The organism is Burkholderia sp. BCC1644 (genome assembly GCF_902833225.1).
Taxonomy (GTDB): Bacteria; Pseudomonadota; Gammaproteobacteria; order Burkholderiales; family Burkholderiaceae; genus Burkholderia.
Genome location: NZ_CADFEI010000028.1, coordinates 1 through 26,406, shown reverse-complemented (window position 1 = coordinate 26,406; position 26,406 = coordinate 1). Strand labels below are relative to the sequence as shown.

The window sequence follows — 26,406 nt, the reverse complement described above, 5'->3', positions numbered from 1 at the left end:
CGCTTTTCACCGGGGAACCGCATGCTGCTCAACGTGAACCCCTTCCACCGCGACAACGACCGCTTCAACGTGTCGTTCAAGGCGCTGGGCGAGCTGATCGAGACGGTCGGCACGCCGCACTTCGTGCCGCGCCTCACGCAACTGCTCAACGAAGTGGTACCGCTCGACGTCGCGCATGTCGAACGCTCGCGCGTCGACGGCTCGATGCCCACCGGCTACCGATGCGAATGGATCGGCAGCAGCGGCATCGGCACCGAATCCAACGAAATCTCCGACGTGATGACGCTCTACTACGAGCGCTTTCTCGACAGCGACCCGCTGTTCGCGGGGCTGCGCGGCAAGACGGGCACGATGCTCGTCGTGCGCGACATCGCGGCGATCCCGCCCGGCGAATTCCGCCAGCGGATCTTCGACGACGTGCAGATCGGGCACGAATGCGTGCTCGCGCGCGGCACGCGCTATTCGCAGCACTCGATCGCGCTGGAGCGCGGCCGCGACCGGCCGCCGTTCACGCTCGCCGAGATGAACCGCTTCCGCAGCATCAGCGACGTGCTGTTCCCGCTGCTCGAACTGCACGCGTCGACGACCGCCGTGCGGCGCGTCGCGCATCCGACACCGGAAGTCCATCCGCTCGCGCAGTTCGACGCGCGCATCGCGGCCGACGGCGTGAAACTGTCGAAACGCGAATACGAAACCTGCAAGCACCTGATCTCCGGCAAGACCGTGCCCGAAACCGCCGAGATTCTCGGCGTGCGCGTCGCGTCGGCCGAGTCGTACGTGAAGCGCGCGTTCGCGAAGCTCGGCGTGCGGACCAAACGCGAACTCGCCGCGTGGGGTTCGGCAACCACCGCATTCCCTTCCGCCGGATCGCACGACGGCACCACGCCGCCGGCCATCGCGGGTTGAGCCACCCCGGCGGCGCGGCCGGCTCCGGTTGCACGGCGTCGATGCGGCGGCGCCACTCGCATCGAGACCCGTCGATGTAAACGTTGCGACTTCAAAATCTTCGCGCGGGCGTTCTCCTCTACCATCGGCCGATCGCTTTACCTCAGAAAAAGGAGACGGCCCCATGCCCCGCGAACTCAATCAACCGATGGGCGGCAACGAAATGCCGCGCTTTGGCGGCATCGCCACGATGATGCGGCTGCCGCAGGCCGCGACGACCGACGGCCTCGACGTGTGCTTCGTCGGCGTGCCGCTCGACCTCGGCACCTCGAACCGCTCGGGCTCGCGCTTCGGCCCGCGCCAGATCCGTACCGAATCCGTGCTGCTGCGCCCGTACAACATGGCCACGCGCGCAGCACCCTTCGATTCGCTGCAGGTGGCCGACATCGGCGACGTCGCGACCAACCCGTACGACCTGAAGGACTCGGTGCGCCGCATCGAAGAGGCGTACGACGAGATCGTCGCGAACGGCTGCCGGCCGATCACGCTCGGCGGCGATCACACGATCGCGTGGCCGATCCTGCGCGCGCTGCACAAGAAGTACGGCAAGGTCGCCGTCGTCCACATCGACGCGCATGCGGACGTGAACGACACGATGTTCGGCGAGAAGATCGCGCACGGCACGCCGTTCCGCCGCGCGGTGGAAGACGGGCTGCTGCAATGCGACAAGGTCACGCAGATCGGCCTGCGCGGCACCGGCTACCACGCGGACGATTTCGACTGGTGCCGCCAGCAGGGCTTCACCGTCGTGCAGGCCGAGGAATGCTGGAACAAGTCGCTCGTGCCGCTGATGGCGCAGGTGCGCGAACGCGTCGGCGACACGCCGGTCTACCTGAGCTTCGACATCGACGGCCTCGACCCGTCGTTCGCGCCCGGCACCGGCACGCCGGAAATCGGCGGCCTCACCGTGCAGCAGGGCCTGGAAATCATCCGCGGGATGAAGGGCCTGAACATCGTCGGTGCGGACCTCGTCGAAGTGTCGCCGCCGTACGATCCGGCCGGCACCACCGCGCTCACGGGCGCGAACCTCGCGTTCGAGATGCTCTGCGTGATGCCGGGCGTCGCCTACCGCTAACCCGACCGATCTCGACAGGATGAACCTCATGTCTACCGCCGAGCTTTCCCCTTCCGCCGCGACGTTCGTGCTGCCCGCCGCGCACATCGCCGGCCAGCCCGTGCATACGCATTCCGACACGGCTGGCGCGCCGATCTTCGACGCGTCGACCGGCAACGCGATCGGCTGGCAGGAATTCGCGACGGCCGCGCACGTCGACGCCGCGGTGCGCGCCGCGCGCGACGCATTCGCCCGCTGGCGCGACACGCCGCCGGCCGAACGCGGCCGCGTGCTCGCGACAATCGCCGCGCGCGTCGAAGCGTCGCGCGATCGCCTGGCCGCGCTGCAGATGCAGGTCAGCGGCAAGCCGCCGTTCGAGGCCGAGGCCGACGTCGGCGACGTCGCCGCCACGTTCGCGTACTACGCAAAGCTGTGCGAAGACCCGGCGCTGTTCGCGGCCGAACCGGTCGCGCTGCCGAGCGACGCCGTCACGGCCGAACGCTTTTACGACGCGGTCGGCGTCGCGGCGCTCGTCATGCCGTGGAACTTCCCGATGGTCACGACCGCGTGGAAGCTCGCGCCCGCGCTCGCGGCCGGCTGCGCGGTCGTGCTGAAGCCGTCCGAACTCACATCGCCGACCGAGCACGCGCTGCTCGAGATCGTTGCCGAAGCCGGTGTGCCGGCCGGCGTCGTCAACGTGGTGAACGGCGGCGCCGAGGTCGGCGCGGCGCTGACCGCGCATCCGCTGATCGACAAGATTTCGTTTACGGGCAGCACGGCGGCCGGACGCAAGGTCATGCAGGCCGCCGCTGTCGACATGAAGCGCGTGACGCTCGAACTCGGCGGCAAGTCGTCGCTGATCGTGCGCGACGACGCCGATCTCGACGTCGCGGTGTCGCTCGCGGTCGCGGGCGCGTTCACGAACGCGGGCCAGATGTGCTCGGCCACCGCGCGCATCCTCGTGCACGACAGCGTGTACCGCAGCTTCATGGCCGCGTTCGAGACGGCCGTGCGTGCGCTCGTCGTCGCGCCGCCCGCCGCGGAACAGGTCGCGATGGGGCCGCTGATCTCGGCCGCGCAGCGTACGCGCGTCGAAGCGATGCTTCAGCAGGGCATCGATGCGGGCGCACGCGTCGCCTTCAGCGGCCGGGTGACGGAGGCCTGCGGTGCCGGCTTCTTCATGGCACCCGCCGTGATCGCCGAGCCGGCGGCCGACAACCCGCTGTGGACCGACGAAGTGTTCGGCCCCGTCGCGTGCGTGAAATCGTTCCGCACCGACGACGAGGCCATCGCGCTCGCGAACGACACGCGCTACGGGCTCGTCGCGACCGTCGTGACGCGCGATGCAGGTATCGCGAGGCAATTCCAGCAGCGCGTGCGCGCGGGGCTCGTGTGGATCAATGCACCGCAGCTCATCTATCCGCACGTGTGCTGGGGCGGCTTCGGGCTCAGCGGGATCGGCCGCGAACTCGGCGTCGCGGGGCTGCGCAGCTATCAGGAACTGCGCCACGCGATGCGCGCGATCGACTGACCAGTGCGGCCGTTCAGGCCGTTGGCGGCACCGTGGCGAATCGCACGGTGCCGCTTTTTTTTTGCGTGCTTCGCGGAATTCCGCGGAGAGCGCCCGGCGGCCCGGCAATCCACGTTCGTCGGCCGTGAGTTGCCACGACGCGCGGGCAACCTTCAATGCGACAGCGCCGCGGCGTGATCGTGCTCGTGCAGCGGGCCGGGAATCTCGCACTGCGCGAGCCCGCCCCCATCGATCCACGCGCGCGTGCGTTCCGCGGCCTTGTCGATCAGGTGCGCGCACTGCGAGTAATCGTATGACGACACGTCGAGCGGACAGAGCGGCGGCACGACGTGGATTTGCGCGCGCGCCGCATACAGTTCCAGATCGCGCACCAGTTGCCGCGCGATCACGAGCGTCAGCGCGTGCGTCGCATGCGCGATCGCGCTGCGCGGCGGTGCGCGCAACGCACAGGCGAACCCGGCCGGCAGCACGACGATCCGCTTGACGCCGAGCGCGATCGCCACGGAGATCGGCGTATTGTTCGCGACGCCGCCGTCGACGAGTTCCACGCCGCCGATGCTGACCGACGGAAACACGCCGGGAATCGCCGCGCTGGCCTGCACGGCATCCACGACCGGGCCGGCGGACAGCACGACTTCGCGGCCGCTCAGCACGTCGGTCGCGACGATGTGGAGCGGCAGCGCGGCCTGCTCGATCCGCTGGTACGGCAGGTTCTGTTCCAGCAGGAAGCGCAGCGCATCGGCCTCGACCAGATGCGGCCGGTTGCGCAGCAGCATCGCGACGATGCTGCGCATCGAGAACGGCATGACGTCCTGGCGGCGGATCCGGCACCACAGCGCGGCGAGCATCGCGACGCCGTCCGCGTCCGGCCGGCCGGCGAAATAGGCCGCATTGATCGCGCCCGCCGACGCGCCGACGACGCAATTGGGCCGTTCGCCGCTCGCGACCAGCTCGCGGAGCATGCCGACCTCGATCGCGCCAAGGCTGCCGCCGCCGGCGAACACGAAGGCGGTCGAGGGAGTGGGATCGGGAGTCACGGGGTGCCCTCCTGCGGTTTGCCAAGACAGTACCTTCGCCATGATGGATCGCGCGGCGCTCCGGATGTCCTGATGAAAACCCTGCCGGCGCGCGGCCCCGCCGTCCGGCCGACGATGCGCGCCGCGTTCCCCGGCATCCCGCGATGAAGCTTTCACGGGGAGCGTTACGACTGTCGCCCCCCCTTCCGGGCCGCATCGATACGGAACTCCACGCGAAGGCCGCGCACTTTTTGACCTCGATCAAGAAAGTCGCGCACATCGCCGCCCGCAAACGTGTGCCGGGGCGTGAATCACGCGCGATACGTGGAATCACGGGTTCAGTCGTCCCGACGATCGCCGTTATTGCATCAACACCCGCCGACGGGCATCGCGTTGCGACGCATCGGGACGACCGCCCGGATCGCACCCGACACGCAGCGATCCGGCGCCGTTGCGGGTAGTGAGCGAGACCGCCAGGCATCCCGCTCGCTTTTCCAAAACAGATGCAGCAGCGCTAGTCGCGGATGAGGTAATCATGTTTGTAGCCATCGGGTGGATCGTCGTGATCGCGTCGGTGATCGGCAGCTTTGTCGGCGTGGGCGGCCATTTGCCGGCCTTGCTGCAACCGTTCGAACTGCTGTGCATTTTCGGCGCCGCGCTGGGTGCGTTCGTCGTCAGCAATCCGGTCACGACACTGAAGAAGACCATCAAGAGCCTGCCGACCTGCTTCAAGGGCGGCGGCTATACGAAGCAGCAATACGTCGAACTGATCGCGCTGCTGTACGAACTGCTGCAGAAGGCGCGCAAGGACGGCATGATGGCGCTCGAGGCCGACGTCGATGCCCCCGAACAAAGCCCGCTGTTCCAGAAGTATTCGCATGTGCTCGAAGACCATCACCTGCTCGACTTCATCGTCGACTACCTGCGGATGATGTCGAGCGGCAACGTGAACGTGCTGGAGATGCAGGACCTGATGGATGAGGAACTGCACACGCACCATGCGGAAGCGTCGGTCGCGGCCAATGCGATCCAGAAGATGGCCGACGGCCTGCCGGCGTTCGGCATCGTCGCCGCGGTGATGGGCGTCGTGCACACGATGGGCTCCGTCGGCGCGCCGCCCGCCGTGCTCGGCAAGATGATCGCCGGCGCGCTCGTCGGCACGTTCCTCGGCATCCTGCTCGCGTATGGCTTCGTCGGGCCGCTCGCGGATCTGCTCAACGCGAAGGGCCGCGCCGCGGCCAAGCCGTTCCAGTGCGTGAAGGCCGTGCTGCTCGCGTCGATGAGCGGCTACGCGCCATCGGTGGCGGTGGAGTTCGGCCGCAAGGTGCTGTTCACCGCCGATCGCCCGAGCTTCAAGGAACTCGACGACGCCGTCCGCGCGACGAAGTCGCCCAAGGCCGCGTAACGGATACGCGAGGATACGGAACACGCCATGGCCGACCATCGCTCCAGTTCGTCGAAACAGTCCGCATCGCCGTCGCTCGTCGTCGTGCGCCGCAAGAAAGGCGAGGACCACGACGCCCACCACGGCGGCGCATGGAAAATCGCCTACGCCGATTTCGTCACGGCGATGATGGCGTTCTTCCTGCTGATGTGGCTGCTCGGCTCGGTCTCGAAGTACGACAAGCAGGGGATCGAGGACTACTTCAACACGCCGCTGTCGACGCTCCTGTCGGGCGGGAAAGATGCGCAGGCACCGCGTCCGAGTGTCGTGCAAGGCGGCGGCCGCGACCTGTCGGACCCCGCGCCGGCAATCAACGCGAAAGCGCAACCGGTGCCGGCCAGCTCGCCCACGGCGCTCGCGAGCATCGTCGATACGCAAAAGCTCGAACGCCTGAAGGCGAAGCTGACCGCGGCGATCGCACAGAGTCCGTCGTTGCGCGCCTACCAGGACCAGATCCGGATCGCGATCACCCACGAGGGCCTGCGCATCGAGATCGTCGATTCGCTCAAGCGCCCGATGTTTGCATCAGGCAGTTCGCAACCGGAAAGCTATGCGACCGCGATTCTCACGCAGGTCGGCGCGGCGCTCGACGACGTCGAAAACCGCGTGTCGATCGCCGGGCATACCGATTCGACACCGTATCCCGACGGCCCGAACGGCTATTCGAACTGGGAACTGTCCAGCGATCGCGCGAACGCCGCGCGGCGCGCGCTGGTCGCCGGCGGGTTGCGGGAAGCAAAGCTGCTGCAGGTGCGCGGGCTCGCGGATGTGCTGCCGCTCGACCGGAACGTGGCGGACGAGCCGACCAATCGCCGCATCAGCATCCTCGTCATGAACAATGCCGCCGAACAGGCGTTCTTTCGCGACGGTGGACGCACGACCGTCGACGAGACACCCGGCATCCGGCCAGCCGTCCCGCCGGTCGCGCTCGCGCGGCAGCACCCGGCAACGATCAACTGACGAGCGCGGCCTTTCAGGCCGTTGACGACACCCTGCCGCGCGGCACGGTGTCGTCTTTTTTTTTGCGTACCCGATATATTCCGTAGAATATATCGATACCTGCCCACCCGGAGAAACTGCATGGCCCGCACGTCGACGGATCGCGCCCCGCCGCGTACCGCTCGGGAACAGCCGATTGCGCGCAAGATCCGCGCACTCAAGCCGTTGTCGAGCGACGCGCGGGCGCAGCAGGTCACGGATGTCGTCGATGCGTTCCGGCGCCTGCGCGGCAGCATCGTGCGTTTCATCCGGATGCTCTCGTCCGCACACGCCGACGCGATGCCGGACGAAGCATTGTCGGCGCTGGGCTTTCGTGAACTGCTGGCGACGCTCGAACACGAAGCACGCGCCGCCCGCTTCACGCGTCTGCCCGACCTCGAACGCGCGATCGGTCAAGCGCGCGGCCTCGAACGCACGCGCGACGACGTGTTTTCCGATTCGTTCAGCAACGACCCGGCCGCCATGCGCGACGCGGTCGCTGCGCTGGAGCGCGTCGACGTGCTGTTCGTCGGGCTGTGCGTCGAATCCGTGATGGCGCGCCACGCGCCGCCATCGCTCCCCGTTTCGCCCGCGGCACCGGCCGCGCTGCCGCAAACCGACCGTTCGACGGCGCTCTGCTGACCGCGCCACCCGGCGCCGCCCGGCGCCACCCGGTGGTTTCCCCGGAATTTACCCCGTTATATTCCGTGGTATATTTCGCAGATCTTTCGCGCATCCGTCTCCGGTCCGATCGTGCCGGATAGAGGTCAACATGCACGCTCCGCCCTTTCGCCTTGCCCGCACGGCGGATCTCTCGTCGCCGGGCGGCCATCCGTCCGCGGCCGCCGGCGCGCGGATCGACGCGTGCTGCGCGCCGTCCCGCGCGCAACAGGTCGAGTTGAAGCGCCGCACGCGCCTGTCCGAACTCGATGCGAACCTGCACTGCTCGATCATCGGCACCTGCCTGACCACGCACGAACTGCGCAAGCTCGTGCCGAAGTTCACCGACCTCGACCGGCAACGTGCGACCGACCTCGAAATCCATCACGCGGCCGTCGAGCTCGCGATCGACGGCACGGCCGGCGCGAAGGCATTGCACAAGGCGCTCGACGAACGCTATGCGGGCGCGATACGCGCGTTCGACCAGGCAAAGGACGCGGATGAACTGCTCGCGCGCTGGCAGGAAGCGCTCAAGAGCGGCGACATTCCGCCCGCGTACTGGGCGCTGATGACGCATCCGCGCACGACGATGGGCGTGCGCCAGGCCGCATTCGGCGACCTGCACATGCTGTCGCATCTGGTCGGCGCGGCCAATCGCGCCGATATCCGGCGGCTGGTCGCGCTGGAGGAAGAGAATGCGGAACTGCACGCGAAGGTCGAACGGCAGCAGGCGCGCCTGCACGAGATGAGCACGCAGCGCGACGCGGCGCTACAGGAACGGGATGCGCTCCACGCGCGCCACCACGCGCAGCCGCTGGCCGCCGAAAGCGCGTTGCGCGACGAAGTGCATGAACTGCGCGAGGCGCTAGCCGCGCGCGACGAACGGCTCGCGCTGCACACCAGCCGCCGCGAAGCCGCCGAGCAGCGGATCGCCGCGGAACAGGCGAGCGCCCGTGCGATGCGCGCACGGCTCGACGACCTGATGGCGATGGTGAAGACGCTGCGCGCCGAAGCGAGCGCGATCGAACAGGCCGTGCAGGCGTCGGCGGACGATCCGGTCGACCGGGCGGCGAATTCGCTGTCGATGCTGCAGGGCACGCGCGTTGTCTACGTCGGCGGGCGGCCCGGTTCGAACCGGGCGATCCGGCGGATCGTCGAGGCGTCAGGCGGTGAAGTGACGCTGCACGACGGTGGCATCGAGGATCGCAAGGGCCTGCTGGCCGCTGCGCTGCCGGGCGCGCAGATGGTCGTGTTCCCGGTCGACTGCATCGATCACGATTCGATGAACCTGCTCAAGCGCATCTGCGAACGCCACCACATCGCGTACTACCCGCTGCGGACCGCCAGCGTCGCGAGCTTCGTCGAACTGATCGGGCGGCTCGATGCGCAGGCGCGCGATGTCATCGTGCCGGACGGCGCCGCGAGCGACCCGTCACGCTTCTGCCTGCGGCACGGGTAGGCAGGCGCCGGCGCAACGCGCCTTTCAGCGACGCACCATTTTCGTGAGCGCGGCGATGTCGTCCGCGCAAGCCGCGTACGCGCGCTCCTCGATCCCGCGATAAAGACGGATGATCTCCTCACCGACCGGCGTCAGCACGCTGCCGCCGCCGCTCTGCCCGCCATGTTCCGACACCGTCGCAGGCGATTTCAGCGACCGGTTCAGTTCGTCCATCAGCAGCCACGCGCGCCGGTACGACATCTTCAGGCTGCGCGCCGCCGCCGAAATCGAACCGTGCTCGCGCACCGCTTCGAGCAGCGCGACCTTGCCCGGGCCGAGCGCGATCGTGTCGGCCTGCTGGATACGCATCCTGAACCGCACCTCAGGCTTGGGGTGTGCCGAAGTCTTCATGTTGTCCGCCGAGTGATCGATGCGGGCAAGCATACACGATGGCCGGTACGGCGAACGCCGCGCTCAAACCTCCAGCACGCGCGCGACGATGCCGGCCAGCCGCTTCACGTGGCGCGGCGCGGGCAGCAGGTCCGCGCCCGAAAACAGCAGCGGCGCGCCGTCGTCGATCGACAGCGGCGCATCGCCGCATTCGAACGCGACGATCACGTGCTCGCCGACGGGCGTGTTGAACAGTTCGTGCCACGAAAACGTGACCGCATAACCGTCGTGCGCATGCGCGATGAACACCATCCGCTTGAAGTCGCCGGGTTCGTCGTTGCGCAGCCCGGCCGCGTCGAGCAGGTCCTTCAGCCGCGCGCCGCGATACGGCGCGACCGAGCGGATGAAACGGTTCGTCGTGAAGCAGCGCAGGTCGAACGGCTCGGCCGTCGCGCTCGCGTGCCGGCGCAGTTCGTCGAGCGTCACCGTCATCGGCCGCACGAATGCACCGGTCAGCGTGATCGAGCCTGCCGCCGCTTGATGCGCCGAAGGCGCCGCCGTTCCTGCCATCTCCATCGCCCGCCTCCATGACGGCTCGCCGGTCGGCGGGCCTGCGTTGTATCGGCGAATATATTACGCCGGGAACGGTCCGGCCGGCAGAATGCGCGCCGCATGGGCGGTATACGGCAGCCGATCGCGCCCCTTCCCGCAAGCGCTATGAAAGCACGACGCTCCCGACGGCCTTCCTGATGCTCTTGTAGCTGTCGACCGATTCCGCCTTCTGGTCGGTCACCAGCGTGCCGATCCGCGCCGGCTCGCAGAAGCTGATCCGGCTGTTCGTGCCGAGCTTGCTGAAATCGGCCAGGATCGCGACCTCCGCCGCGTTGCTCACCATCGCGCGCGCCACCTCGGTTTCCATCCGGTCGTAGTTGGTCGCGCCGCGGACGGCATCGACGCCCACCGGCGACAGCAGCGCGAGATCGGCGCGGTAGCGGAAGATCTCGGCGACCGTGCCGTCGCCGACCGTCGCGGCCGCGCGGCTGCCGATCATCCCGCCGAGCAGGATCGTTTCGTTCTTCCCTTGCGCCGGGTCGCTCGAGCGCATCTTCAGCGCGACGTCGATCGAGTTCGTGACGATCGTAAGGCCCGACAGCTTCGCCAGTTCCTCGGCCAGCAGCGTGGTGGTCGTGCCGGCGTCGATGAACAGCGTCTGCGAGCCCGTGACCAGCCTGGCCGCCGCGCGCGCGATCGCCAGCTTCGCCTTCACGTGCGTCTGCGCGCGCTCGGCGATCGGCGCTTCATCGCCGACCTGCACCGCGCCGCCATGTACGCGCTTCAGTTCACCGAGCGCCTCGAGGTCGACGAGATCGCGGCGCACGGTTTCCCGCGACACGTTCAGGTCGGCCATGATCCGGTCGGTGGAAACGCGCTGCATCTTCGATAACAGAAGCCGGATCCTCTGGTATCGCTCTTCTTGCCACATGGAATGTCCTCGGAGTGAACGTCAATGTTATTCGAACGACGAACTACGCAGCGCTCTCCTCCATTTTTTTGATGCCGACGAGGGTCTGCAGGGATTGACGGACCACCTGGAATTCACGGCTCGTCATCTTCGAAAACACCACGTGGATGTGGTCGTCATCGGGTGTCGCGTCGTCCTGCTCGATGATGAACTGGACGATGCGCGCCTGGTCGATGCCGGGCATCGACTGCAGCGACGTCAGCTTCACCGCGCCGCGGCTCGCGAGGATGCGCACGCCCCGGCGCTGCCGCTCGGCGAAAAAGCGTTTCTCGATCGGCTTCAGGCCGGCCAGGATCGCGAGCACGATCGCCGTCGCGGCGATCGCGGCCACGTACATGCCGCCGCCCACGGCCAGTCCGACCGCCGCGACGACCCACAGGCTCGCCGCGGTCGTCAGCCCGCGGATGATCTCGCCACGCAACATGATCGACCCCGCGCCGAGAAAGCCGATACCCGACACGACCTGCGCGGCGACCCGCGACGGATCGAGCGACACGTTCTTCGCCTCCTGGATATCCGCGAAACCGAATGCCGACACGATCATCACGAGCGCGGCGCCCACGGCCACCAGCATGTGCGTGCGCAGCCCCGCCGCCCATGACAGGCGCTCGCGCTCGATGCCGACGATGCTGCCGAGCAAGGCCGCCAGCAACAGGCGGGAAACGATTTCCAGCTGACTGATCATTCGAGGTCTCCTTACGGATTCACTTGATGACGCACGGACCGTGCGGACCGCATCCCGGCTTTTCCCGGCTTCGCTCGCCCGCCTTCGCGTGCGACGGGTTGTATTTTTGTGCAATCTTGCGATTTTGTGCTTTCTAATATACGGTACGCAAAACGACAAAGCCAGACCCAGGTTCGTTTGTTTCATCCGATCCGCGCGATCAATCGTCAGACCAATCAGGCAACACGATCCGAAACACTTGCTTAGGAGACCATCATGATCAAGAAGGCATGGATGCTGGCAGCCACGTTGGTGGCGGCGCTGGCTACGGCCCCCGTTCACGCATCCGAAGGCGACGTCTGCAAGAAGGTGACGCTCGGCGATGTCGGCTGGAGCGACATCGCGGCCACCACCGGCGTCGCGATGATGCTGCTCGACGGGCTCGGCTACGAGGCGGCCAAGACGATCGCGTCGCCGCCGATCGTGCTGGCCGGCGTGAAGAAGGCGCAGATCGATGCGTTCCTCGGCTACTGGGATCCGAGCATGACGCCGACCGTGAAGCCGTTCGTCGATGCCGGCGCCGTGCACCTGCTGCCGCAACCGAACCTGGTCGGCGCGCGCTACACGCTGGCCGTGCCGCAGTATGCGTCGGACAAGGGCCTCAGGAGCTTTGCCGATATCGCCAAATTCCGCGACCAGCTCGACGGCAAGATCTACGGGATCGGCGCCGGCAACAACGGTAACGCGCTGATCCAGCGGATGATCGACAAGAACGAGTTCGGACTCGGCGGCTTCAAGCTGGTCGAATCGAGCGAGGCCGGGATGCTCGTCCAGGTCACGCGCGCGGTGCAGGAGCACCGGATGATCGTGTTCCTCGCCTGGGAGCCGCATCCGATGAACCTCAACTACAAGATCGCGTATCTCGACGGCGGCGACACCGTGTTCGGCCCGAACTACGGCTCGGCGAAGGTCTACACGCTCGTCACGCCCGGCTATCTCGAGCGCTGTCCGAACGTCGGCCGGCTGCTGACCAACCTGAAATTCACGACCGACGAAGAAAACCAGCTGATGGTGCCGATCATGAATCACGCCGATCCGGTCGCCGTCGCGAAGGAATGGGCGAAGAAGAATCCCGGCGTGCTGTCGAAGTGGCTCGACGGCGTCACGACCATCGACGGGAAAAACGCCAGGGACGCGATCGAGAAGCTCATCGGCGCGTAAGCACGCAATCCAGGGAATGACCCATGCACAAGAATCTCGCGCTGTTCGACCTCGATCACACGCTGCTGCCGCTCGACAGCGACCAGGCCTGGAGCCGCTTCATCACGCGGGTCGGCTGGCAGGAGGACGACGCGCATACGGCGCTGATCGACGAGCACTACGGCCACTATGCGGCCGGCACGCTCGACATGGACGCGTATCTCGCCGTGACGCTCGCGCCGCTCACGCGCTACTCGCGCGAGCAGCTCGCACGCTGGCATGCGCAGTTCATGGACGAGGTGATCCGGCCGGCGATTACACCGGAGGCCCGCGCGCTGGTCGACCGGCATCGCGAGAACGGTGATCTCTGCTGCATCGTGACGGCGACCAACGTCTTCGTCACGCGACCGATCGCGGCCGAATTCGGCATAGAGCACCTGCTCGGCATCGAGCTCGATACCGACGACGGCACGCCGGCCGGGCAGTTCACCGGGCGCAGCATCGGCGTGCCGAGCTTCCGCGAAGGCAAGATCGTGCGCACGGCCGCATGGCTGAGATCGCTCGGCTACCTGCCGTCCGATTTCGAACGAACCTACTTCTACAGCGATTCGATCAACGACGTGCCGCTGCTCGACTACGTCACGCATCCGGTCGCGACCAATCCCGACTCGAAGCTTTCCCAGGTCGCCGGCAAACGCGGCTGGCCTGTCATGAAGTTGTTCTGATTCGAGCGATATTCTCTGCTGTCCATTTTCATGTCTGGAGGGGTAATGAAATTCGGAGCACGCAGCAATCATCATGATCAATCAGGAATCCGATTTGAATCGGATCGAAAGCATGTCATGCCGCCTGGCCATGCGGAAAGCCGTATTCCGCACTGGCGCGGCGTTCTCATGATCGCGCTCCTGTGCACGCTGGCAGCGTGCGGCGACGGCGACTCGGGCGCGGCCGGCAATGTCGCCGCGGCCCGCGCATCGGCACCGGGCACGGCGTCCGCGCCGGTCCTGCACTGCGCAAGCGCGTGCCACTGACCGGCCCAGGCCCGACCCGCCACCCAGGACAGAGAGCGATCATGCAAAACAAACCCACGACCCGACGTCAGTTCCTCGCCGATGCGCTGAAGCTCGCCGGCGCCACCGCAGTGACGGGCATGCTGCCCGAAAGCATCCTGCGCGCACAATCCATTCCGGCCGCCACCGTCACCGGCACCCTCCAGGACGTCAAGCACGTCGTCATCCTGATGCAGGAAAACCGGTCGTTCGACCACTATCTCGGCACGCTCGCCGGCGCGCGCGGCTTCGGCGATCCGCGGCCGGTCGTGATTTCCAGCGGCTACCCGGTCTGGCGCCAGCCCTGGATGCTGTCCTATGTGTTCCCGTTCAACCCGACGCCGCCGACGTCGGGCGTGGCGAACGGCGACACCTATTACGGCGACCTCGATCACTCGTGGAGCGGCACGCACAGCGCCTGGAACAACGGCAAGTACGACAACTGGGCCGATGCGAAGGGCAGCGGCACGATGTACTACTTCACGCAGAACGACATTCCGTTCTATTACGCACTGGCGAGCGCATTCACGGTGTGCGACGACTACCACTGCTCGATGCTCGGCCCGACCGACCCGAACCGCCTGTATCTGTGGACCGGTTGCTGCGGCAACGTGCCGGGGTATTCGCCCTATACGACCAACACGATGACCGGCACCGGCTGGACGACCGTGCCGGAGCGCCTGAACGCGGCCGGCGTCACGTGGAAGTTCTACCAGGACAAGGGCAACGGGCTGGACGCCGCCCACGGCTACGGCGAGTACAACGGTTCGAGCAAGGATCTCTGGTGGAACGGCAACTACGGCGACAACGTCATCCTGAACTTCAGGCAGTACCAGAACCTCGGCGCCAATGATCCGCTCGCGCCGGCGCTCAACGGCACGCAGGTCGATCCGTCAGGCGGCGGCAAGGAATACGACACGAACCTGTTCAGCCAGCTGCAGGCCGACGTCACGAACGACACGCTGCCGCAGGTGTCGTGGATCGCGGCGCCATACGCGTATTGCGAGCATCCGTCGTGGGCCGCGAGCGGCGGCGAGTGGTACGTCAGCAATGTCCTGAACGTGCTGACGTCGAATCCGAAGGTGTGGGCCAGCACGGTCCTGCTGGTGATGTACGACGAGAACGACGGCCTGTTCGATCACGTCCCGCCCGCCGTTCCGTCGAGTTCCGCCGCGGGTACCGGGCAGTCGACCGTGTCGACGGCCGCGGAGTTCGTCGCGAGCGGCGGCGGCGCATCGGACGGCTCGGCGAGCGGCGACGTGCCGATCGGGCTCGGGCCGCGCGTGCCGATGTTCGTGATCTCGCCGTGGTCGAAGGGCGGCAAGGTCAATTCGCAGGTCTTCGATCACACGTCGGTCATCCGCTTCCTGGAGGCACGCTTCGGCTTCCAGGAAACCAACATCTCGCCGTGGCGGCGCGCGGTCTGCGGCGACCTGACGTCGGCATTCGATTTCTCCAGCCCCGACCAGACGGTTCCGGCGATCCAGCGTCCCGCCAGCAACATGGACCCGAACGGTCCGGCGGTCCTCATCCCGTACCCGACCACCACCGCCGTGCCGGCCCAGGCGAGCGGCCGCAATACCGCGTCCCGGCTGCCGTACGAGTTCTTCGTCCAGGGCCGCGTCAACCGCTCCGGCAAGACGCTCGCGCTGACGATGACCAACACCGGCGCGGCCGGCGTGCACCTGCAGGCATGGGTCGACGGCACGAGCACGACGCCGCGGCAATACACGATCGGCGGCGGCACGGGCGAGTGTCTCACGGATTCGCTTGCGCTGAATTCGGGCGGCGGCTACGACTACTCGATCTACGGCCCCAACGGCTTCCTGCAGACGTTGCGTGGCAGCATCGGTGCATCGGGGAACACGGGATCGACCGCCGAAGTGAGCCTTTGCTACGACGTGCAGAACGGCAACGTGCAGATCACGCTCGACAACTCGGCCGGTTCGAGCGCGACGACCTTCCAGCTCGTCGACAACGCGTACGGGATAAACAGCGCGCAATCGGTCAGCGTACCGGCCGGCGCGACGCAGGCCGTCACGTGGTACGGCGACGCCGGCTGGTACGACGCGAGCATCCGCGACGCGAGCGACCCGAATTTCCTGCGCCGTATCGCCGGCTGCGTGCAGGCGCAATCGGGCACGTTGCTGACGGATTCGGCGATCGGCAATACGAACGGGAAATTCGTCGCGGCGCTGGCGTCGCAGGGGTCGTCGTACGCCACGCTGCGGTTCGACTACGTCGTGCCGCCGTGGCGGCACAGCCCGAAGAACTGGGTGGCCATCTATCCGCGCGGCGCGCAGCCGACCAAGGGCGGCTACAAGTCGTGGGCGTACGTGCCCAAGAGCACCGGCTCGCTGCTGTTCTCGTCGAGCGCGAACAGCACGCTCGCGCCGGGCCAGTACGATGCGTGGCTGCTGTTCGACGACGGCTATACGCCGCTCGCGGGCCCCATCGCGATCAGCATCTGATGATCGCGGTGCCTGCATCGTCTCTCCAGCGTCCCGGCGGTGCGCAGGCATGACGCGCGGCGCCGGGCGTCGGGCGCCGGGCGTCGGGCGCCGGGCGTCGGGCTCAGACGAGCAGGTCTTCGTAGAATGCGCCGAACGGCCGCGTCGGGTGTGCGATCTGGATTTCGAGGATCCACAAGCCGGCGGCCGGCGCGGCATCGAAATCTCCGAGGTTGCCGGCCTTGTAGATCGCGTGCGGAAAATCGCTGACGCGATGGCCCTTGATGTCGACATTCAACCGGAAGCCGTGCGCGTCGGCGCGTTGCGCGGCGAATTCGTACAGCGCGATGCCCGCGCAGCCAGTGGTGCGCCAGTGATGCTCGACTTCGTCGTAGATCACGCGCGCCGCGTGCGCACATGCATGCATGTCGGGATCGTCGCCGCACACGAACGTCGCGCCCGCATCGCCCTCATGCTTCGCCCACACCGCGCCCAGGTCGATGAAGAAGATGTCGTCGTCGGCGAGCACCGGGTCCGCCACCGAGCGCTCCTTGAACGTACGCAGCGTGTTTTCCCCGAAGCGGACGAGCACCGGATGCCAGATCCGGTCCATCCCGAGCGCTTTCAGCACGCTCAGCCCAAGTGCGTTGGCCTCCGATTCCAGCATGCCCGGCCGGATGCCCTCGGCGATGGCGTCGACGGCCTGCCAGGTCATGGTTCTTGCGTGCTGCATCGCGTCGAGCGAAAAGGCTGCGCCGACGGCTTCGCGTTGCGTCGAGTTCAAGATGGGGCTCCCGTAAGGGTGAAGGTGGGGTGACACGATCGACCGTCGCTTCGATATGCATGATGGAATATATCGCTTTCCGGGCCGACGCGTTTCCGGGTCATCGTGTTGCCCAAAGCAAAACGGGCGCTCCGATGGGAGCGCCCGTTGTCGTGCCGGCTCAGGTTCCGGACGTCGCGACGGGTGCAGCCGGCATCGGCAACGCCCGCCTTCCTGCGTCGATCAGAACTTGTGACGCAGGCCGATCCGCGTGACGAACTGCGTGTTCGCGCCCGCGTTGCCGATGAACGATCCCGACGAGCCGATCTCGGCCTGCACCGGCACCGCACGGCCATTGATCGTGTTGCTGCCCGACGCCTTCTGGTAGGCCGCGCTCACGTACACGTCCGTGCGCTTCGACAGCGCGTAGTCGACCGCGGCGTTGACCTGGTGCCACTTGCCGTCAAAGCGGCCGTCGAGCTTCGAGAACGTGTAGCCGAGGCCGCCGCTCAACGCAGGCGTGAACGCATAACGACCGCCGACTTCGTAGTTGTTCAGCTTCGACGATTCGCCCGACAACGGCGTGAACTTCGTATGCGTCCAGTTCGCCCACACGAGCGCCGCCGCGATCGCATAGCGTGCGCCGACGCCGACCGTCTCGAGGTCGCGCAGCCCCAGTGTGTTGATGTTCGCGATGCTCACGCCGAATGCGGGCGTCGCGCCGTTCGGGAAGCGGATGTTCGTGTACGCGGCGCCGATGCCGAACGGACCTTGCGCGTAGTTCGCACCGAAGCTGTACGCACTCGACGAGCCCTGCGAGCCGTTCGCGCCGGTCGTGGTCGGCGTGCCGGCGAACTGCGTCGAATTCGAGAAGCCGTACATCGCGCCGAACGTCAGACCCGCGAAGTTCGCGCTCTGGAACTTCACCGCGTTGTTGATGCGGCTCGACGTCAGCTGGTCGAGATCGTTGATGTGATACGCGTAGTTGCCGGCCGGCGTCTGGCTGCCCATCGTGTAGTTCGCGCCGATGTAGTCGGTCGAGAACGAGTACTGGCGGCCGAACGTCAGCGAGCCGATCCCGTTCTTCGACAGGCCGACGAACGCCTGCCGGCCGAACAGCGCGCCGCCCTGGCCGATCGTGCCGTCGCCGCTGCTGAAGCCGTTCTCCAGCACGAACAGCGCCTTGAGCCCGCCGCCGAGATCCTCGGTGCCGCGGATGCCCCAGCGGCTGCCCGATGCCACGCCGTCGCCGTACTTGACGAGCTTGTCGTGCCCGCCCGCCGTCGCGACCTTGTTCGAATACGTGATACCCGCATCGATCAGCCCGTAGAGCGTGACGCTGCTTTGCGCGTGCGCGGCGGTGCCGAACATCCCGAGTGCGGCCGCGGCCACGATGGTCTTCTTCATGCTGCTTCCTCTTGTTGTTGACGCGCGCGCCTGCGTCGCAGCGAGACGCGCGGCGTATCGACGAAAAAATGGTTGACGGACGAGCGCAAGCCTCCGAACCGAAGGAACGCCGGACACGCCAAACCCTCATGCGCGCGCACGATGTTCCGTTTCGATGCCAGTGTGGGCTTGCTGAAGCGGCATGCCGCGGGGCGGCCGCTCGTGTTGCAGCGTCGGGAAGCGCGCGCACCGGTTGCGCATGCCATGACGACGCGTTGCTCCGGCGATGCAGGTCAGAATCTCTTCCGGCTTTCGTGGAGCAGATGGACGACGTGACGCCTGACGGCGCCACGACTTTCGATATGTTTTTCGGAATATATCGAGTTGTCACCAAACGGTAAACAATTATTCGGGTTCCTGTCGTCTTTCATCCACAGGCGATCGGCTGCCGAACCGGATCGGAGACACGACGTGCGGCCGGCCCTCATCGCACCGGCAGCAGCACCGTGGCGACGCCGAAATCCAGCATAATCAGGCGGTTGAACGAACGCCTCTGCCGGCGCACGCAGGCCGCAAACGTGTGCGACGCCGCCCGGCGCACGGCTGGCCCCGGGCCGGCAGCCGGACACGCAGCCGGTCTGTGCCGGTTTCGCGCGCGGCGAATTGTGCAGATGCAGAAAACGAAGAACGGAAACGGACGCGATTCGACGCACATCAGTGCGCCGGCGATCGCGTCACCGACGAGACCACACCCTCCGCCGAAGACAGGACACCGACATATGGACCGAGCCGAGCACATCAGCATCGAACCGGCGATCTCGCTTGCCGCCGACGAACTGGACCAATGCGACTTCTCGTTCGACATCGCATGGGAGCTGAATGCGCCGTATCAGGATTTGCTCGACCTTCGCGCACTGCCCGCGCGCCGCAAGGACTACGGGTTCGATCCGGCCGGCTGGGCGGACGAAGCGCCGGGCAAGACAGCGCTCTTTCGCGCGACCGCCGGCGGGCAGTTCGCCGGGTTCGTCGCGGTCGCCGAGAACTGGAACGGGATGGCCGAAATCGCCGAACTGGCCGTCGACCGGGCGCATCGACGCCTCGGTATCGGGCAATTCCTGCTGGCGGCAGCGGAAGCCTGGGCGCGCAATCACGGGTTCGGCTTCATGCGGCTGGAAACGCAGGCGAACAACGTCGCGGCCTGCTCCACCTATGCGCGCGCGGGCTTCGCGCTCGGCGGCCACGACCGCTTCCTGTACGCGGATGGCGAGAACGCCGGGGAGGTCGCGCTGTTCTGGTACAAGGACCTGCGCGACGGGCAGACCGCACGCAGCCGCACGGTCGACCCCGCATCGGTGCGGCCGGTGCGCTGACGCCCCGCCGCCCGGCACGTCATTGCCGTGTCACTTGCGCGTCGCGACGACGAACAGGCGCGGGAACGGCAGCAGCACGGTGCCGTCGTCGAGTGCCGGGTAACCGTGCGGCCCGGCGATCGCGTCGCGATAACGCGCGAGGAAGGCGCGCTGTTCGGCGTCGTCGAGCGCCGCAAGGAACGGCCGCAGCGCACTGCCCTTGAACCATTCCACGACCGCGTCCGCGCCGCCGCGCAGCGGGTGGTAGTAGGTCGTGCGCCACACGTCCACGCGCGAACACAGCGGCGACAGCAACGCATAGTAGTACCGCGCATCGAACCGCTCGGTGCGCGCCGCGTCTTTCAGCTTGCCGGCCCACGGCCCGCCCGCGGCGACGTCGCGCATCAGCCGGTGCGCGGGCTCGTCGAGATTGTCCGGCATCTGCACCGCGAGATGGCCGCCCGGCGCGAGCCTGCCGACGAGCATCGGGAACAGCGTGTCGTGCGCCGGCACCCATTGCAGCACCGCGTTCGACAGGATCAGGTCATAGCCGCCCAGATCGTCCCACGTGGCGACATCGGCGAGATCGAAACGCAACGCCGGCAGTCGCTTGCGCGCGGCCGCGATCATGTCCGCCGACGCGTCGATCCCGTGGATCGTCGCGTCCGGCGCGCGTGCAATCAGCGCCTCGGTCGAATTGCCGGGCCCGCAGCCGATGTCGATCGCGGTATGGATCGGCGTCTTCGGCACGGCGGCCAGGAGGTCGCGCACCGGCCGCGTGCGTTCGTCCTCGAACTGCACGTACTGGGTCGCGTATTGATCGATGGGGGGCATCACGATGGTTCTCCTTGTCGGCACGGGCGGCATGCGCGCCGGGATCCGGGCAGCCGTCGATGCAGCGCATTCTGCGACCGCTCGCGACCTTCAGTAAAATGAATTTAATATCGTTATTGATTCAAAATTCTGATGAAGATCGATACGCTCGGTGTCCAGGCTTTCGTCGCGATCGCCGACGGCGGCAGCTTCAGGCAGGCAGCCGACACGCTGCACGTCACGCAAACGGCGATCACGCAGCGGCTGCGCAAGCTCGAATCCTATCTCGGCGTCGCGCTGGTCGAGCGCACGACGCGCCGCACCACGCTGACCGAGATCGGCCAGCGCTTCCTGCCGCAAGCGCGCCGGCTGCTGAACGAATTGTCCGACGCGCTGACCGAAATCCGCGAGACGGGCCTGAGCCAGCGCGGCGACGTCACGATCGCGTGCGTGCCGACGGTCGGCGTGCAATACCTGCCGCGCATCCTGCGCGCGTTCTCCGGGCACCGTCCGCACGATCGCGTGAAGATCCTCGATCACGCGTCGGCGTCGGTGCTGCAGGCCGTGCTGCGGCGCGAAGCCGAATTCGGCATCGGCATCGCCGGCGATCGGCATCCCGAACTCGTCAGCGTGCCGCTCACGCACGATCCCTACGTGCTCGTGTGCCGCGACGATCATCCGCTCGCGAAACGGCGGCGCATCCGCTGGGCGGCACTGCAGCCGCACCCGCTGATCTTCGCCGGCGAAGTGAGCGGCAATCGCGGGCTGCTCGAAGGCGCGCTGAAGACGAACGGCGTATCGCTGCATTCGTTCTACGAGGTGCAGCGCAGCTCCACGGCGCTCGGGCTCGTTGCGGAAGGACTCGGCGCAGCCGTCGTGCCGAAGCTCGCGCTCCAGAAGAACGCGTATCCGATGATCCGCACGATCGAACTCGTCGAGCCGTCGGTGTCGCGCACGCTCGTCCTCGTCACACGCAAAAGCGCGCAACTGTCGCCGGCCGCGCGCGCGCTTTACGACATGATCGTCGAGCGCGCGGCGCCGGCACGATAGCGGCAGGCCATGGCCCTCACTCGGCGCCGCCGCCCGCGCCGAGATGCTGCCGCTCGAGGCGTGCGATCGTGCCGTCCGCCTTCAACCGCGCCAGCGCCGCGTCGAGCAGCCGCAGCGTTTGCGTGTCGCCCTTGCGCACGCCGATCACGATCGCGGCGCCGGCGATCGCGGGATCGTCGATGCGCGGCCCCGACAGCATGAAGCGCGCGCCTTGCGGCTTGTCGAGGAAACCGAGCCGGGCGGCCGTACCGAGCACCAGCGTGCCGTCGAGACGGCCGTTCGCGAGATCCGCATAGATGCTGTTCTGGTCCGCGTATTCGTGCATGACGACGCCGCGCGGTTCCCAGTTCGCCTTCACGAACGCGGCTTGCGTCGAACCCTGCAGCACGCCGATCCGCTTGCCGGCCAGCGATGCCGGCTCGGGCATCAGCCGGCGGTCGCGCGCGGCCACGAGCCGGATGTCGGCCGCGTAGAGCGGCTGCGTGAAATCCATCACGCGCCGCCGTGCGGCAGTCGGCGCCATCGACGCGTCGATCGCATCGAACTTGCGCGCGGCGAGCCCCGCGACCAGGCCGTCGAAACTGCTCTCGACCCACACGCAGCGCACCTGCGCCGCCGCACACACCGCGTTGCCGATGTCGATGTCGAGGCCCGCGAGCCGGCCGTCAGGCGTCTTGTATTCGTAGGGCGGATAGGTCGGGTCGGTGCCGAAACGCAGCGTCGCGCCGGCGGCTGCCGCCTCGCCCGAGGCCGCCGATGCGGCGATGGCCAGCATCGCTGCCAGCGCGCGGACGACTCCGCGGTACCGTCGTGCTTCACAGGTCATTGCAATCGCCTCCCGAACCTTCCTGCCGACGCGCGAGCCGCGCATGCGCGAGCGTCACGAAATAGCGCACGCCGAGCGGCAGCACGTCGTCGTTGAAATCGAACTCGGGGTGGTGGCAGTACACGCCACCCTGCCCGATCAATGCGTACGCGCCCGGCCGGCGCAGCAGGAATTCGGAGAAATCCTCCGAGCCGTTGAGCGGCAAGAAATCGCGCAGCACGTTCTGTGCGCCGAACACGTCGGCGGCGGCCGCGGCGGCCGCCTCCGCCTGCTCGCGATGATTGACCATCGCCGGCGAGCTGTTCGCGAAGTCGACCGAGATCGCGCACTCGCTCGCCAGCGCGATGCCCTCGCAGATGCCGCGAATCCGCGCCTTCGCCAGCGTGCGCACGCGCTCGTCGAACGTGCGCAGCGTGCCGGTCAACGCCGCGTGACTGGGGATCACGTTCGGCGCGCTGCCCGCATGGATGCTGCCGATGCTCAACACGGCCGCGGCACTCGGCTCGACCGTGCGGCTCACGACGGTCTGCAACGCGCAGATCAGCTGCGCGGCGGCCATCACCGGGTCCTTGGTCTTCTCCGGCGCCGACCCGTGGCCGCCGACGCCCACGATCGAGAACACGATCTCGTCGCACGACGCCATCATCGCACCGTCGCGCACGCCGAACGTACCGGGCTCGAAATGGGGCGCGTTGTGCAGCGCGTAGATCTCGTCGTAACCGAAGCGTTCCTCGAGGCCGTCCGCGAGCATCGCGTTCGCGCCGCCGCCCGTCTCTTCGGCCGGCTGAAACACCAGCACGATCGTGCCGGCGAAATCGCGATGCTTGCCGAAGTGGCAGGCCGCGCCCAGCAGCATCGCCGTGTGGCCGTCATGCCCGCAGCCATGAAACACGCCGTTGCGCAGCGACCGGTGCAGCGGCCGGCCCTCCTCTTCCATCGGCAGCGCGTCCATGTCGGCGCGCAGCGCGATCGTGCGACCCGCGCCGCGCTGCCCGCGCACGACGCCGACAACGCCCGTCCCGCCGATTCCCGTATATGTTTCGATGTCCCAAGCGCGCAGCTTCGCGGCGACCAGTTCGCCGGTGCGATGCTCGTCGAACGCGGTTTCAGGGTTGGCGTGGATGTCGCGGCGCAATGCGACGAGCTCGTCGAGATCGACGTCGATACCGTTCGTTGTCAAACCTGCCTCCTTGTATACTCGTGCCGTCTTGCCGGCCGGTGCCCACAAGATAAGCGCGCCGGGCGGCCGGCCGATTTCCAATTTCTCATGCGTATAGCGAACGCTTATGGAACGCGGCACCCTGAAGACAGCACAGTTGCAGATGTTCGTCGCGATCGCCGAGCACGGCACGCTGATGGCCGCGGCCGAAGCACTGAGCGTGTCGCAGCCGGCCGTCACGAAAAGCATCAAGGAACTCGAAGCGCGCGTCGGCGTGCAGTTGCTCGAACGCAGCGGCGCCGGCGTGCGGCTCACGCGCTACGGCGAGGCACTGCTGCGCCATGCGCGCACGGTGGTCGCGGAAATCGCACTCGCCGAACGCGAGCTGGAAGCGATGCGCTCCGGGGCCGGACGCATGCTGTCGGTGGGGGTGTCGCTGCTGGCCGCGTCGATCGTCGTGCCCGACGCGTTGCGCGCGTTCCGCGCCGCGCGCCCCGACGTGTTGCTGAACGTCTACGAATGCGCGCCGACGCAGATCATCGACGGGCTGCGCGACGGTTCGTTCGACCTGTGCGTCGCATTCGTCGCCGACAGCGACCGCACGGCCGAATCCCGCGTCGTGCCGCTCGGCACGTCCGCGCAATCGCTTGGTGTCGCGCACGGCGATCCGCTCGCCGGCGAAACGCGCCTCGCCCGGCTCGCCGGCGCACACTGGCTCTACAATCACACTCGCGACAGCTGGCCCGCGTTCTGGCGCGCGCTCTGCGGCGACGGCGTGCATGCGCCGACGCCGCGTGTGACGGTCTGCACGTCACAGCGACTCTACGGCGAACTGGCACGGGAACCGGGCGTCGTCAGCATATGGCCGGATTTCCTGCTCGACGACCCGGTGCACGGCGGCCGGCTGGTGCGGCTGCAGACGGATGCGAACCTGTCGCCGCTGACGCTCGGGCTGATGCACCGCAAGGATCTCGTGCCGGGCGCAAGCATGACGTCCTTCATCGAATGCCTGCAACGCGCGGCGCATCCGGCACCGTGAACCGAAGCGCCGGCCCGGCTCCGGATCAAAGCACCTTCACCATGAACACCCGCGCAGCCCCTTCCGGCTCGCACGGCACTTCGCCGAACGTCTCGTAGCCCTGTTTCCGGTAGAAATCCGGCGCCTGGAACGAAATCGTGTACAGCACCGCCCGTGCGCATCCGCGCCGTTTCGCCTCTGCTTCGGCCTCGCGCAGCAGCCGACTGCCGAAGCCGCCGCCGCGCAGCGATTCGGGCAGGTAGAACAGGTCGATGAAGAAGAGGCCGAGCGACGTCCGGCCGGTCAGTCCGCCCAGAATCTCTCCGGTGGCCGGGTCGGTCACGTAGACGTCGAGCGCGGCCGCATCCGAACGCCCCGTCATCGCATGGTTGAATTCGCCGAGCTTGCGGCTGATGAAGTCTCGCGCGGCCGGCTGCTCGGTGTCGGTCAGTCGAAGGGTAACGTCGGGATGGGCTGTCATCGGGCGAACGTGTGCGTGAAAAGGCCGCCGCGCGCACACCACCCGCGGCGGGCATCGCACGACTATAGCGCGTCAGCCGCCGCGCCGCGATCGCGTTACTCGCGTTACTCGCGTTACTCGCGTTACTCGCGTGCGATATCGCGCACCATCTGGAATTCCCACGCATTGTTCGGCCACAGTGCGAAGCCGAACCACGGCGCCGACGGCACCGCCGCCAGCCGCGTCGGTTGCGCCGCCTTGCATGTCGCATCGTCGCCGTAGCCGACCAGCTCGGTCACGAGCGAGCTCGCGTTCTTCAGCAGCTCGGCACTCGTATCGACGAACGTCGACGGCGGGAACCCGCTTTGCGAATACGCGCGCAGCACGGCACGGCCGATCGATGGCGCATACCAGAACACTTCCTTGCTGTACCCCGACACCGTGCATTCGGGATCGTCGCAATGCATGTCGCCGAGCGCCGCATCGGACGTGCCCGGCGCGCTCTTGGTCCACGACGTCGTGCGCGCGATCACGAACGTATCGAACGTGCCGCCGCCGACCTGCCGCTTCTCCGTGCCGATCACCTCGCTCGACGCGACGGCCTTGTAGCGGTAGTGCCACGCGTGCCCGCCGCCGAGGGTCGTCGCCACGGTCTCGTCGAAGCGGTCTTCCCACTGCTTGCCCTGCTTCAACGGGAACGCGATCAGCCGGCGCTCGCCGTTCCGGCCCGGATTCAGCGGCGTGTAGGTATCGACGTGCTCGTCGAGCGCCAGCGGCGTGCCGCCGGCCGGGCCGATGTCGTAGCGCGCGACGCCTGCATGCACGGCCTTGAGCGTCATCGCCGACACGTGGCCCGCGCCGACGCTGTAGCACCACGTCGTACCGGCAGCCGGCAGCGTTCGATGCGCCGCCGTGGTCGCGGCCGGTGCGGCACCGGCCGGCAGTCCGTGGCCCGCCAGCGCGACCGCGGCGGCAACGCCGAACGCCGGCGGCAACATTCGTCGAAGCGAGAAGCGGAACATGGTGCGGCCCCGTGTCGTGGAATGGTTCGACATGATGCCAGCAAAGCGCGGGCGTGACGCAACCGGCGTGTTGCGTCACACCTGCTCACGCCATCGCGAACGCCGCCTTCAAGTCGGCCATCCGGCGCCGCTCGCGCGCGATCATCATCCGGTTCACGACGATCACGCCGATCGTCACGGCCGTGATGAACAGCGTCGCCAGTGCGTTCATCTCCGGGT

At 67.4% G+C, this 26,406-nt stretch carries 26 protein-coding genes and 1 pseudogene; 14 read left to right on the top strand and 13 right to left on the bottom strand.

Annotation, left to right across the window (positions count from 1 at the left end; translation table 11 throughout):
• The first annotated feature begins 21 nt into the window (after positions 1-21).
• From HWX87_RS35015 to HWX87_RS35005, 3 genes are all read left to right on the top strand, one after another.
• Positions 22-906, top strand: a complete 885-nt coding sequence (locus HWX87_RS35015; RefSeq protein WP_176051434.1) for a helix-turn-helix transcriptional regulator — start codon at positions 22-24, stop codon at positions 904-906.
• Between the two features lie 163 nt (positions 907-1,069).
• On the top strand, positions 1,070-2,020 hold the full coding sequence (gene speB / locus HWX87_RS35010; protein WP_176051433.1) for an agmatinase: 951 nt from the start codon (positions 1,070-1,072) through the stop codon (positions 2,018-2,020).
• Positions 2,021-2,048: 28 nt separating this feature from the next.
• Entirely contained in the window at positions 2,049-3,530 is a 1,482-nt protein-coding gene (locus HWX87_RS35005) for an aldehyde dehydrogenase family protein (protein ID WP_176051432.1), read from the top strand.
• 152 nt (positions 3,531-3,682) lie between these two features.
• On the opposite strand, the gene HWX87_RS35000 is transcribed toward HWX87_RS35005, so the two are convergent.
• Positions 3,683-4,567 (bottom strand): patatin-like phospholipase family protein, encoded by an 885-nt coding sequence (locus HWX87_RS35000; protein WP_176051431.1) that lies wholly within the window; start codon positions 4,565-4,567, stop codon positions 3,683-3,685.
• Between the two features lie 514 nt (positions 4,568-5,081).
• On the opposite strand from HWX87_RS35000, the gene motA reads away from it, so the two are divergent.
• From motA to HWX87_RS34980, 4 genes are all read left to right on the top strand, one after another.
• Positions 5,082-5,951, top strand: coding sequence for a flagellar motor stator protein MotA (motA, locus tag HWX87_RS34995; RefSeq protein ID WP_176051430.1), 870 nt, complete (start codon positions 5,082-5,084; stop codon positions 5,949-5,951).
• 27 nt (positions 5,952-5,978) lie between these two features.
• Positions 5,979-6,950 (top strand): flagellar motor protein MotB, encoded by a 972-nt coding sequence (gene motB / locus HWX87_RS34990; protein WP_176051429.1) that lies wholly within the window; start codon positions 5,979-5,981, stop codon positions 6,948-6,950.
• 120 nt (positions 6,951-7,070) lie between these two features.
• A complete protein-coding gene (locus HWX87_RS34985; RefSeq protein ID WP_176051428.1) occupies positions 7,071-7,610 on the top strand; it encodes a hypothetical protein in 540 nt (179 codons plus the stop codon).
• Between the two features lie 130 nt (positions 7,611-7,740).
• On the top strand, positions 7,741-9,087 hold the full coding sequence (locus HWX87_RS34980) for a DUF2325 domain-containing protein (protein WP_176051427.1): 1,347 nt from the start codon (positions 7,741-7,743) through the stop codon (positions 9,085-9,087).
• 24 nt (positions 9,088-9,111) lie between these two features.
• On the opposite strand, the gene HWX87_RS34975 is transcribed toward HWX87_RS34980, so the two are convergent.
• The 4 genes from HWX87_RS34975 to HWX87_RS34960 form a co-directional block, all read right to left on the bottom strand.
• Complete coding sequence (locus tag HWX87_RS34975) at positions 9,112-9,435, bottom strand: LysR family transcriptional regulator (RefSeq protein WP_011356385.1); 324 nt, start codon at positions 9,433-9,435, stop codon at positions 9,112-9,114.
• A 105-nt stretch (positions 9,436-9,540) separates the two neighbouring features.
• Complete coding sequence (locus HWX87_RS34970; RefSeq protein WP_176051426.1) at positions 9,541-10,032, bottom strand: molybdopterin-dependent oxidoreductase; 492 nt, start codon at positions 10,030-10,032, stop codon at positions 9,541-9,543.
• A gap of 139 nt (positions 10,033-10,171) precedes the next feature.
• Positions 10,172-10,939 (bottom strand): DeoR/GlpR family DNA-binding transcription regulator, encoded by a 768-nt coding sequence (locus HWX87_RS34965; RefSeq protein ID WP_176051425.1) that lies wholly within the window; start codon positions 10,937-10,939, stop codon positions 10,172-10,174.
• Positions 10,940-10,982: 43 nt separating this feature from the next.
• Positions 10,983-11,663 (bottom strand): MgtC/SapB family protein, encoded by a 681-nt coding sequence (locus HWX87_RS34960; RefSeq protein WP_176051424.1) that lies wholly within the window; start codon positions 11,661-11,663, stop codon positions 10,983-10,985.
• 255 nt (positions 11,664-11,918) lie between these two features.
• Between HWX87_RS34960 and HWX87_RS34955 the strand changes: the two genes are divergently transcribed.
• The 4 genes from HWX87_RS34955 to HWX87_RS34940 are packed head-to-tail and all read left to right on the top strand — an operon-like array spanning position 11,919 to position 16,362.
• Positions 11,919-12,863 (top strand): choline ABC transporter substrate-binding protein, encoded by a 945-nt coding sequence (locus HWX87_RS34955; RefSeq protein WP_176051423.1) that lies wholly within the window; start codon positions 11,919-11,921, stop codon positions 12,861-12,863.
• Between the two features lie 23 nt (positions 12,864-12,886).
• Positions 12,887-13,567: an HAD family hydrolase gene (locus HWX87_RS34950; RefSeq protein WP_176051422.1), complete on the top strand. Its 681-nt coding sequence runs from the start codon at positions 12,887-12,889 to the stop codon at positions 13,565-13,567.
• 45 nt (positions 13,568-13,612) lie between these two features.
• Complete coding sequence (locus tag HWX87_RS34945; RefSeq protein ID WP_176051421.1) at positions 13,613-13,873, top strand: hypothetical protein; 261 nt, start codon at positions 13,613-13,615, stop codon at positions 13,871-13,873.
• A 41-nt stretch (positions 13,874-13,914) separates the two neighbouring features.
• On the top strand, positions 13,915-16,362 hold the full coding sequence (locus tag HWX87_RS34940; RefSeq protein ID WP_176051420.1) for a phospholipase C, phosphocholine-specific: 2,448 nt from the start codon (positions 13,915-13,917) through the stop codon (positions 16,360-16,362).
• 103 nt (positions 16,363-16,465) lie between these two features.
• On the opposite strand, the gene HWX87_RS34935 is transcribed toward HWX87_RS34940, so the two are convergent.
• Complete coding sequence (locus tag HWX87_RS34935; RefSeq protein WP_176051419.1) at positions 16,466-17,125, bottom strand: M24 family metallopeptidase; 660 nt, start codon at positions 17,123-17,125, stop codon at positions 16,466-16,468.
• A 222-nt stretch (positions 17,126-17,347) separates the two neighbouring features.
• On the bottom strand, positions 17,348-18,511 hold the full coding sequence (locus HWX87_RS34930) for a porin (protein WP_176051418.1): 1,164 nt from the start codon (positions 18,509-18,511) through the stop codon (positions 17,348-17,350).
• Positions 18,512-19,269: 758 nt separating this feature from the next.
• On the opposite strand from HWX87_RS34930, the gene HWX87_RS34925 reads away from it, so the two are divergent.
• Positions 19,270-19,860 (top strand): GNAT family N-acetyltransferase, encoded by a 591-nt coding sequence (locus HWX87_RS34925; RefSeq protein ID WP_176051417.1) that lies wholly within the window; start codon positions 19,270-19,272, stop codon positions 19,858-19,860.
• A 30-nt stretch (positions 19,861-19,890) separates the two neighbouring features.
• Here HWX87_RS34925 and tam read toward each other — a convergent pair whose 3' ends face one another.
• Positions 19,891-20,676 (bottom strand): trans-aconitate 2-methyltransferase, encoded by a 786-nt coding sequence (gene tam / locus HWX87_RS34920; RefSeq protein WP_176051416.1) that lies wholly within the window; start codon positions 20,674-20,676, stop codon positions 19,891-19,893.
• A 129-nt stretch (positions 20,677-20,805) separates the two neighbouring features.
• Here tam and HWX87_RS34915 point away from each other — a divergent pair, with 129 nt between their 5' ends.
• Positions 20,806-21,702, top strand: coding sequence for a LysR family transcriptional regulator (locus HWX87_RS34915; protein WP_176051415.1), 897 nt, complete (start codon positions 20,806-20,808; stop codon positions 21,700-21,702).
• A 16-nt stretch (positions 21,703-21,718) separates the two neighbouring features.
• Here HWX87_RS34915 and HWX87_RS34910 read toward each other — a convergent pair whose 3' ends face one another.
• Complete coding sequence (locus HWX87_RS34910) at positions 21,719-22,477, bottom strand: transporter substrate-binding domain-containing protein (RefSeq protein ID WP_176051414.1); 759 nt, start codon at positions 22,475-22,477, stop codon at positions 21,719-21,721.
• A gap of 40 nt (positions 22,478-22,517) precedes the next feature.
• Positions 22,518-23,708, bottom strand: a complete 1,191-nt coding sequence (locus HWX87_RS34905; protein ID WP_244137818.1) for an amidohydrolase — start codon at positions 23,706-23,708, stop codon at positions 22,518-22,520.
• Positions 23,709-23,814: 106 nt separating this feature from the next.
• On the opposite strand from HWX87_RS34905, the gene HWX87_RS34900 reads away from it, so the two are divergent.
• Positions 23,815-24,726: a LysR family transcriptional regulator gene (locus HWX87_RS34900; protein ID WP_244137817.1), complete on the top strand. Its 912-nt coding sequence runs from the start codon at positions 23,815-23,817 to the stop codon at positions 24,724-24,726.
• A gap of 25 nt (positions 24,727-24,751) precedes the next feature.
• Here HWX87_RS34900 and HWX87_RS34895 read toward each other — a convergent pair whose 3' ends face one another.
• The 3 genes and pseudogenes from HWX87_RS34895 to HWX87_RS34885 all read right to left on the bottom strand — a co-directional run.
• Positions 24,752-25,186, bottom strand: coding sequence for a GNAT family N-acetyltransferase (locus tag HWX87_RS34895; protein ID WP_176051411.1), 435 nt, complete (start codon positions 25,184-25,186; stop codon positions 24,752-24,754).
• 122 nt (positions 25,187-25,308) lie between these two features.
• The gene (locus HWX87_RS34890; protein ID WP_176051410.1) at positions 25,309-26,163 is read right to left on the bottom strand and encodes a hypothetical protein; all 855 of its coding nucleotides are present in this window, start codon (positions 26,161-26,163) and stop codon (positions 25,309-25,311) included.
• A 109-nt stretch (positions 26,164-26,272) separates the two neighbouring features.
• Positions 26,273-26,406: pseudogene (locus HWX87_RS34885) on the bottom strand (putrescine ABC transporter permease PotI); the annotation flags it as partial.

Coding starts and splice junctions, on each gene's coding strand:
- HWX87_RS34955 (WP_176051423.1), top strand. CDS start 11,919: ATGATCAAGAAGGCATGGATGCTGGCAGCCACGTTGGTGGCGGCGCTG.
- motB (WP_176051429.1), top strand. CDS start 5,979: ATGGCCGACCATCGCTCCAGTTCGTCGAAACAGTCCGCATCGCCGTCG.
- HWX87_RS34965 (WP_176051425.1), bottom strand. CDS start 10,939: ATGTGGCAAGAAGAGCGATACCAGAGGATCCGGCTTCTGTTATCGAAG.
- HWX87_RS34890 (WP_176051410.1), bottom strand. CDS start 26,163: ATGTTGCCGCCGGCGTTCGGCGTTGCCGCCGCGGTCGCGCTGGCGGGC.
- HWX87_RS34930 (WP_176051418.1), bottom strand. CDS start 18,511: ATGAAGAAGACCATCGTGGCCGCGGCCGCACTCGGGATGTTCGGCACC.
- HWX87_RS34970 (WP_176051426.1), bottom strand. CDS start 10,032: ATGGAGATGGCAGGAACGGCGGCGCCTTCGGCGCATCAAGCGGCGGCA.
- HWX87_RS34945 (WP_176051421.1), top strand. CDS start 13,613: ATGAAATTCGGAGCACGCAGCAATCATCATGATCAATCAGGAATCCGA.
- HWX87_RS34895 (WP_176051411.1), bottom strand. CDS start 25,186: ATGACAGCCCATCCCGACGTTACCCTTCGACTGACCGACACCGAGCAG.
- HWX87_RS34900 (WP_244137817.1), top strand. CDS start 23,815: ATGGAACGCGGCACCCTGAAGACAGCACAGTTGCAGATGTTCGTCGCG.
- HWX87_RS34940 (WP_176051420.1), top strand. CDS start 13,915: ATGCAAAACAAACCCACGACCCGACGTCAGTTCCTCGCCGATGCGCTG.
- HWX87_RS34915 (WP_176051415.1), top strand. CDS start 20,806: ATGAAGATCGATACGCTCGGTGTCCAGGCTTTCGTCGCGATCGCCGAC.
- HWX87_RS34975 (WP_011356385.1), bottom strand. CDS start 9,435: ATGCGTATCCAGCAGGCCGACACGATCGCGCTCGGCCCGGGCAAGGTC.
- HWX87_RS34980 (WP_176051427.1), top strand. CDS start 7,741: ATGCACGCTCCGCCCTTTCGCCTTGCCCGCACGGCGGATCTCTCGTCG.
- HWX87_RS35015 (WP_176051434.1), top strand. CDS start 22: ATGCTGCTCAACGTGAACCCCTTCCACCGCGACAACGACCGCTTCAAC.
- HWX87_RS34985 (WP_176051428.1), top strand. CDS start 7,071: ATGGCCCGCACGTCGACGGATCGCGCCCCGCCGCGTACCGCTCGGGAA.
- speB (WP_176051433.1), top strand. CDS start 1,070: ATGCCCCGCGAACTCAATCAACCGATGGGCGGCAACGAAATGCCGCGC.
- HWX87_RS34910 (WP_176051414.1), bottom strand. CDS start 22,477: ATGCTGGCCATCGCCGCATCGGCGGCCTCGGGCGAGGCGGCAGCCGCC.
- HWX87_RS34950 (WP_176051422.1), top strand. CDS start 12,887: ATGCACAAGAATCTCGCGCTGTTCGACCTCGATCACACGCTGCTGCCG.
- motA (WP_176051430.1), top strand. CDS start 5,082: ATGTTTGTAGCCATCGGGTGGATCGTCGTGATCGCGTCGGTGATCGGC.
- HWX87_RS35005 (WP_176051432.1), top strand. CDS start 2,049: ATGTCTACCGCCGAGCTTTCCCCTTCCGCCGCGACGTTCGTGCTGCCC.
- HWX87_RS34960 (WP_176051424.1), bottom strand. CDS start 11,663: ATGATCAGTCAGCTGGAAATCGTTTCCCGCCTGTTGCTGGCGGCCTTG.
- HWX87_RS34925 (WP_176051417.1), top strand. CDS start 19,270: ATGGACCGAGCCGAGCACATCAGCATCGAACCGGCGATCTCGCTTGCC.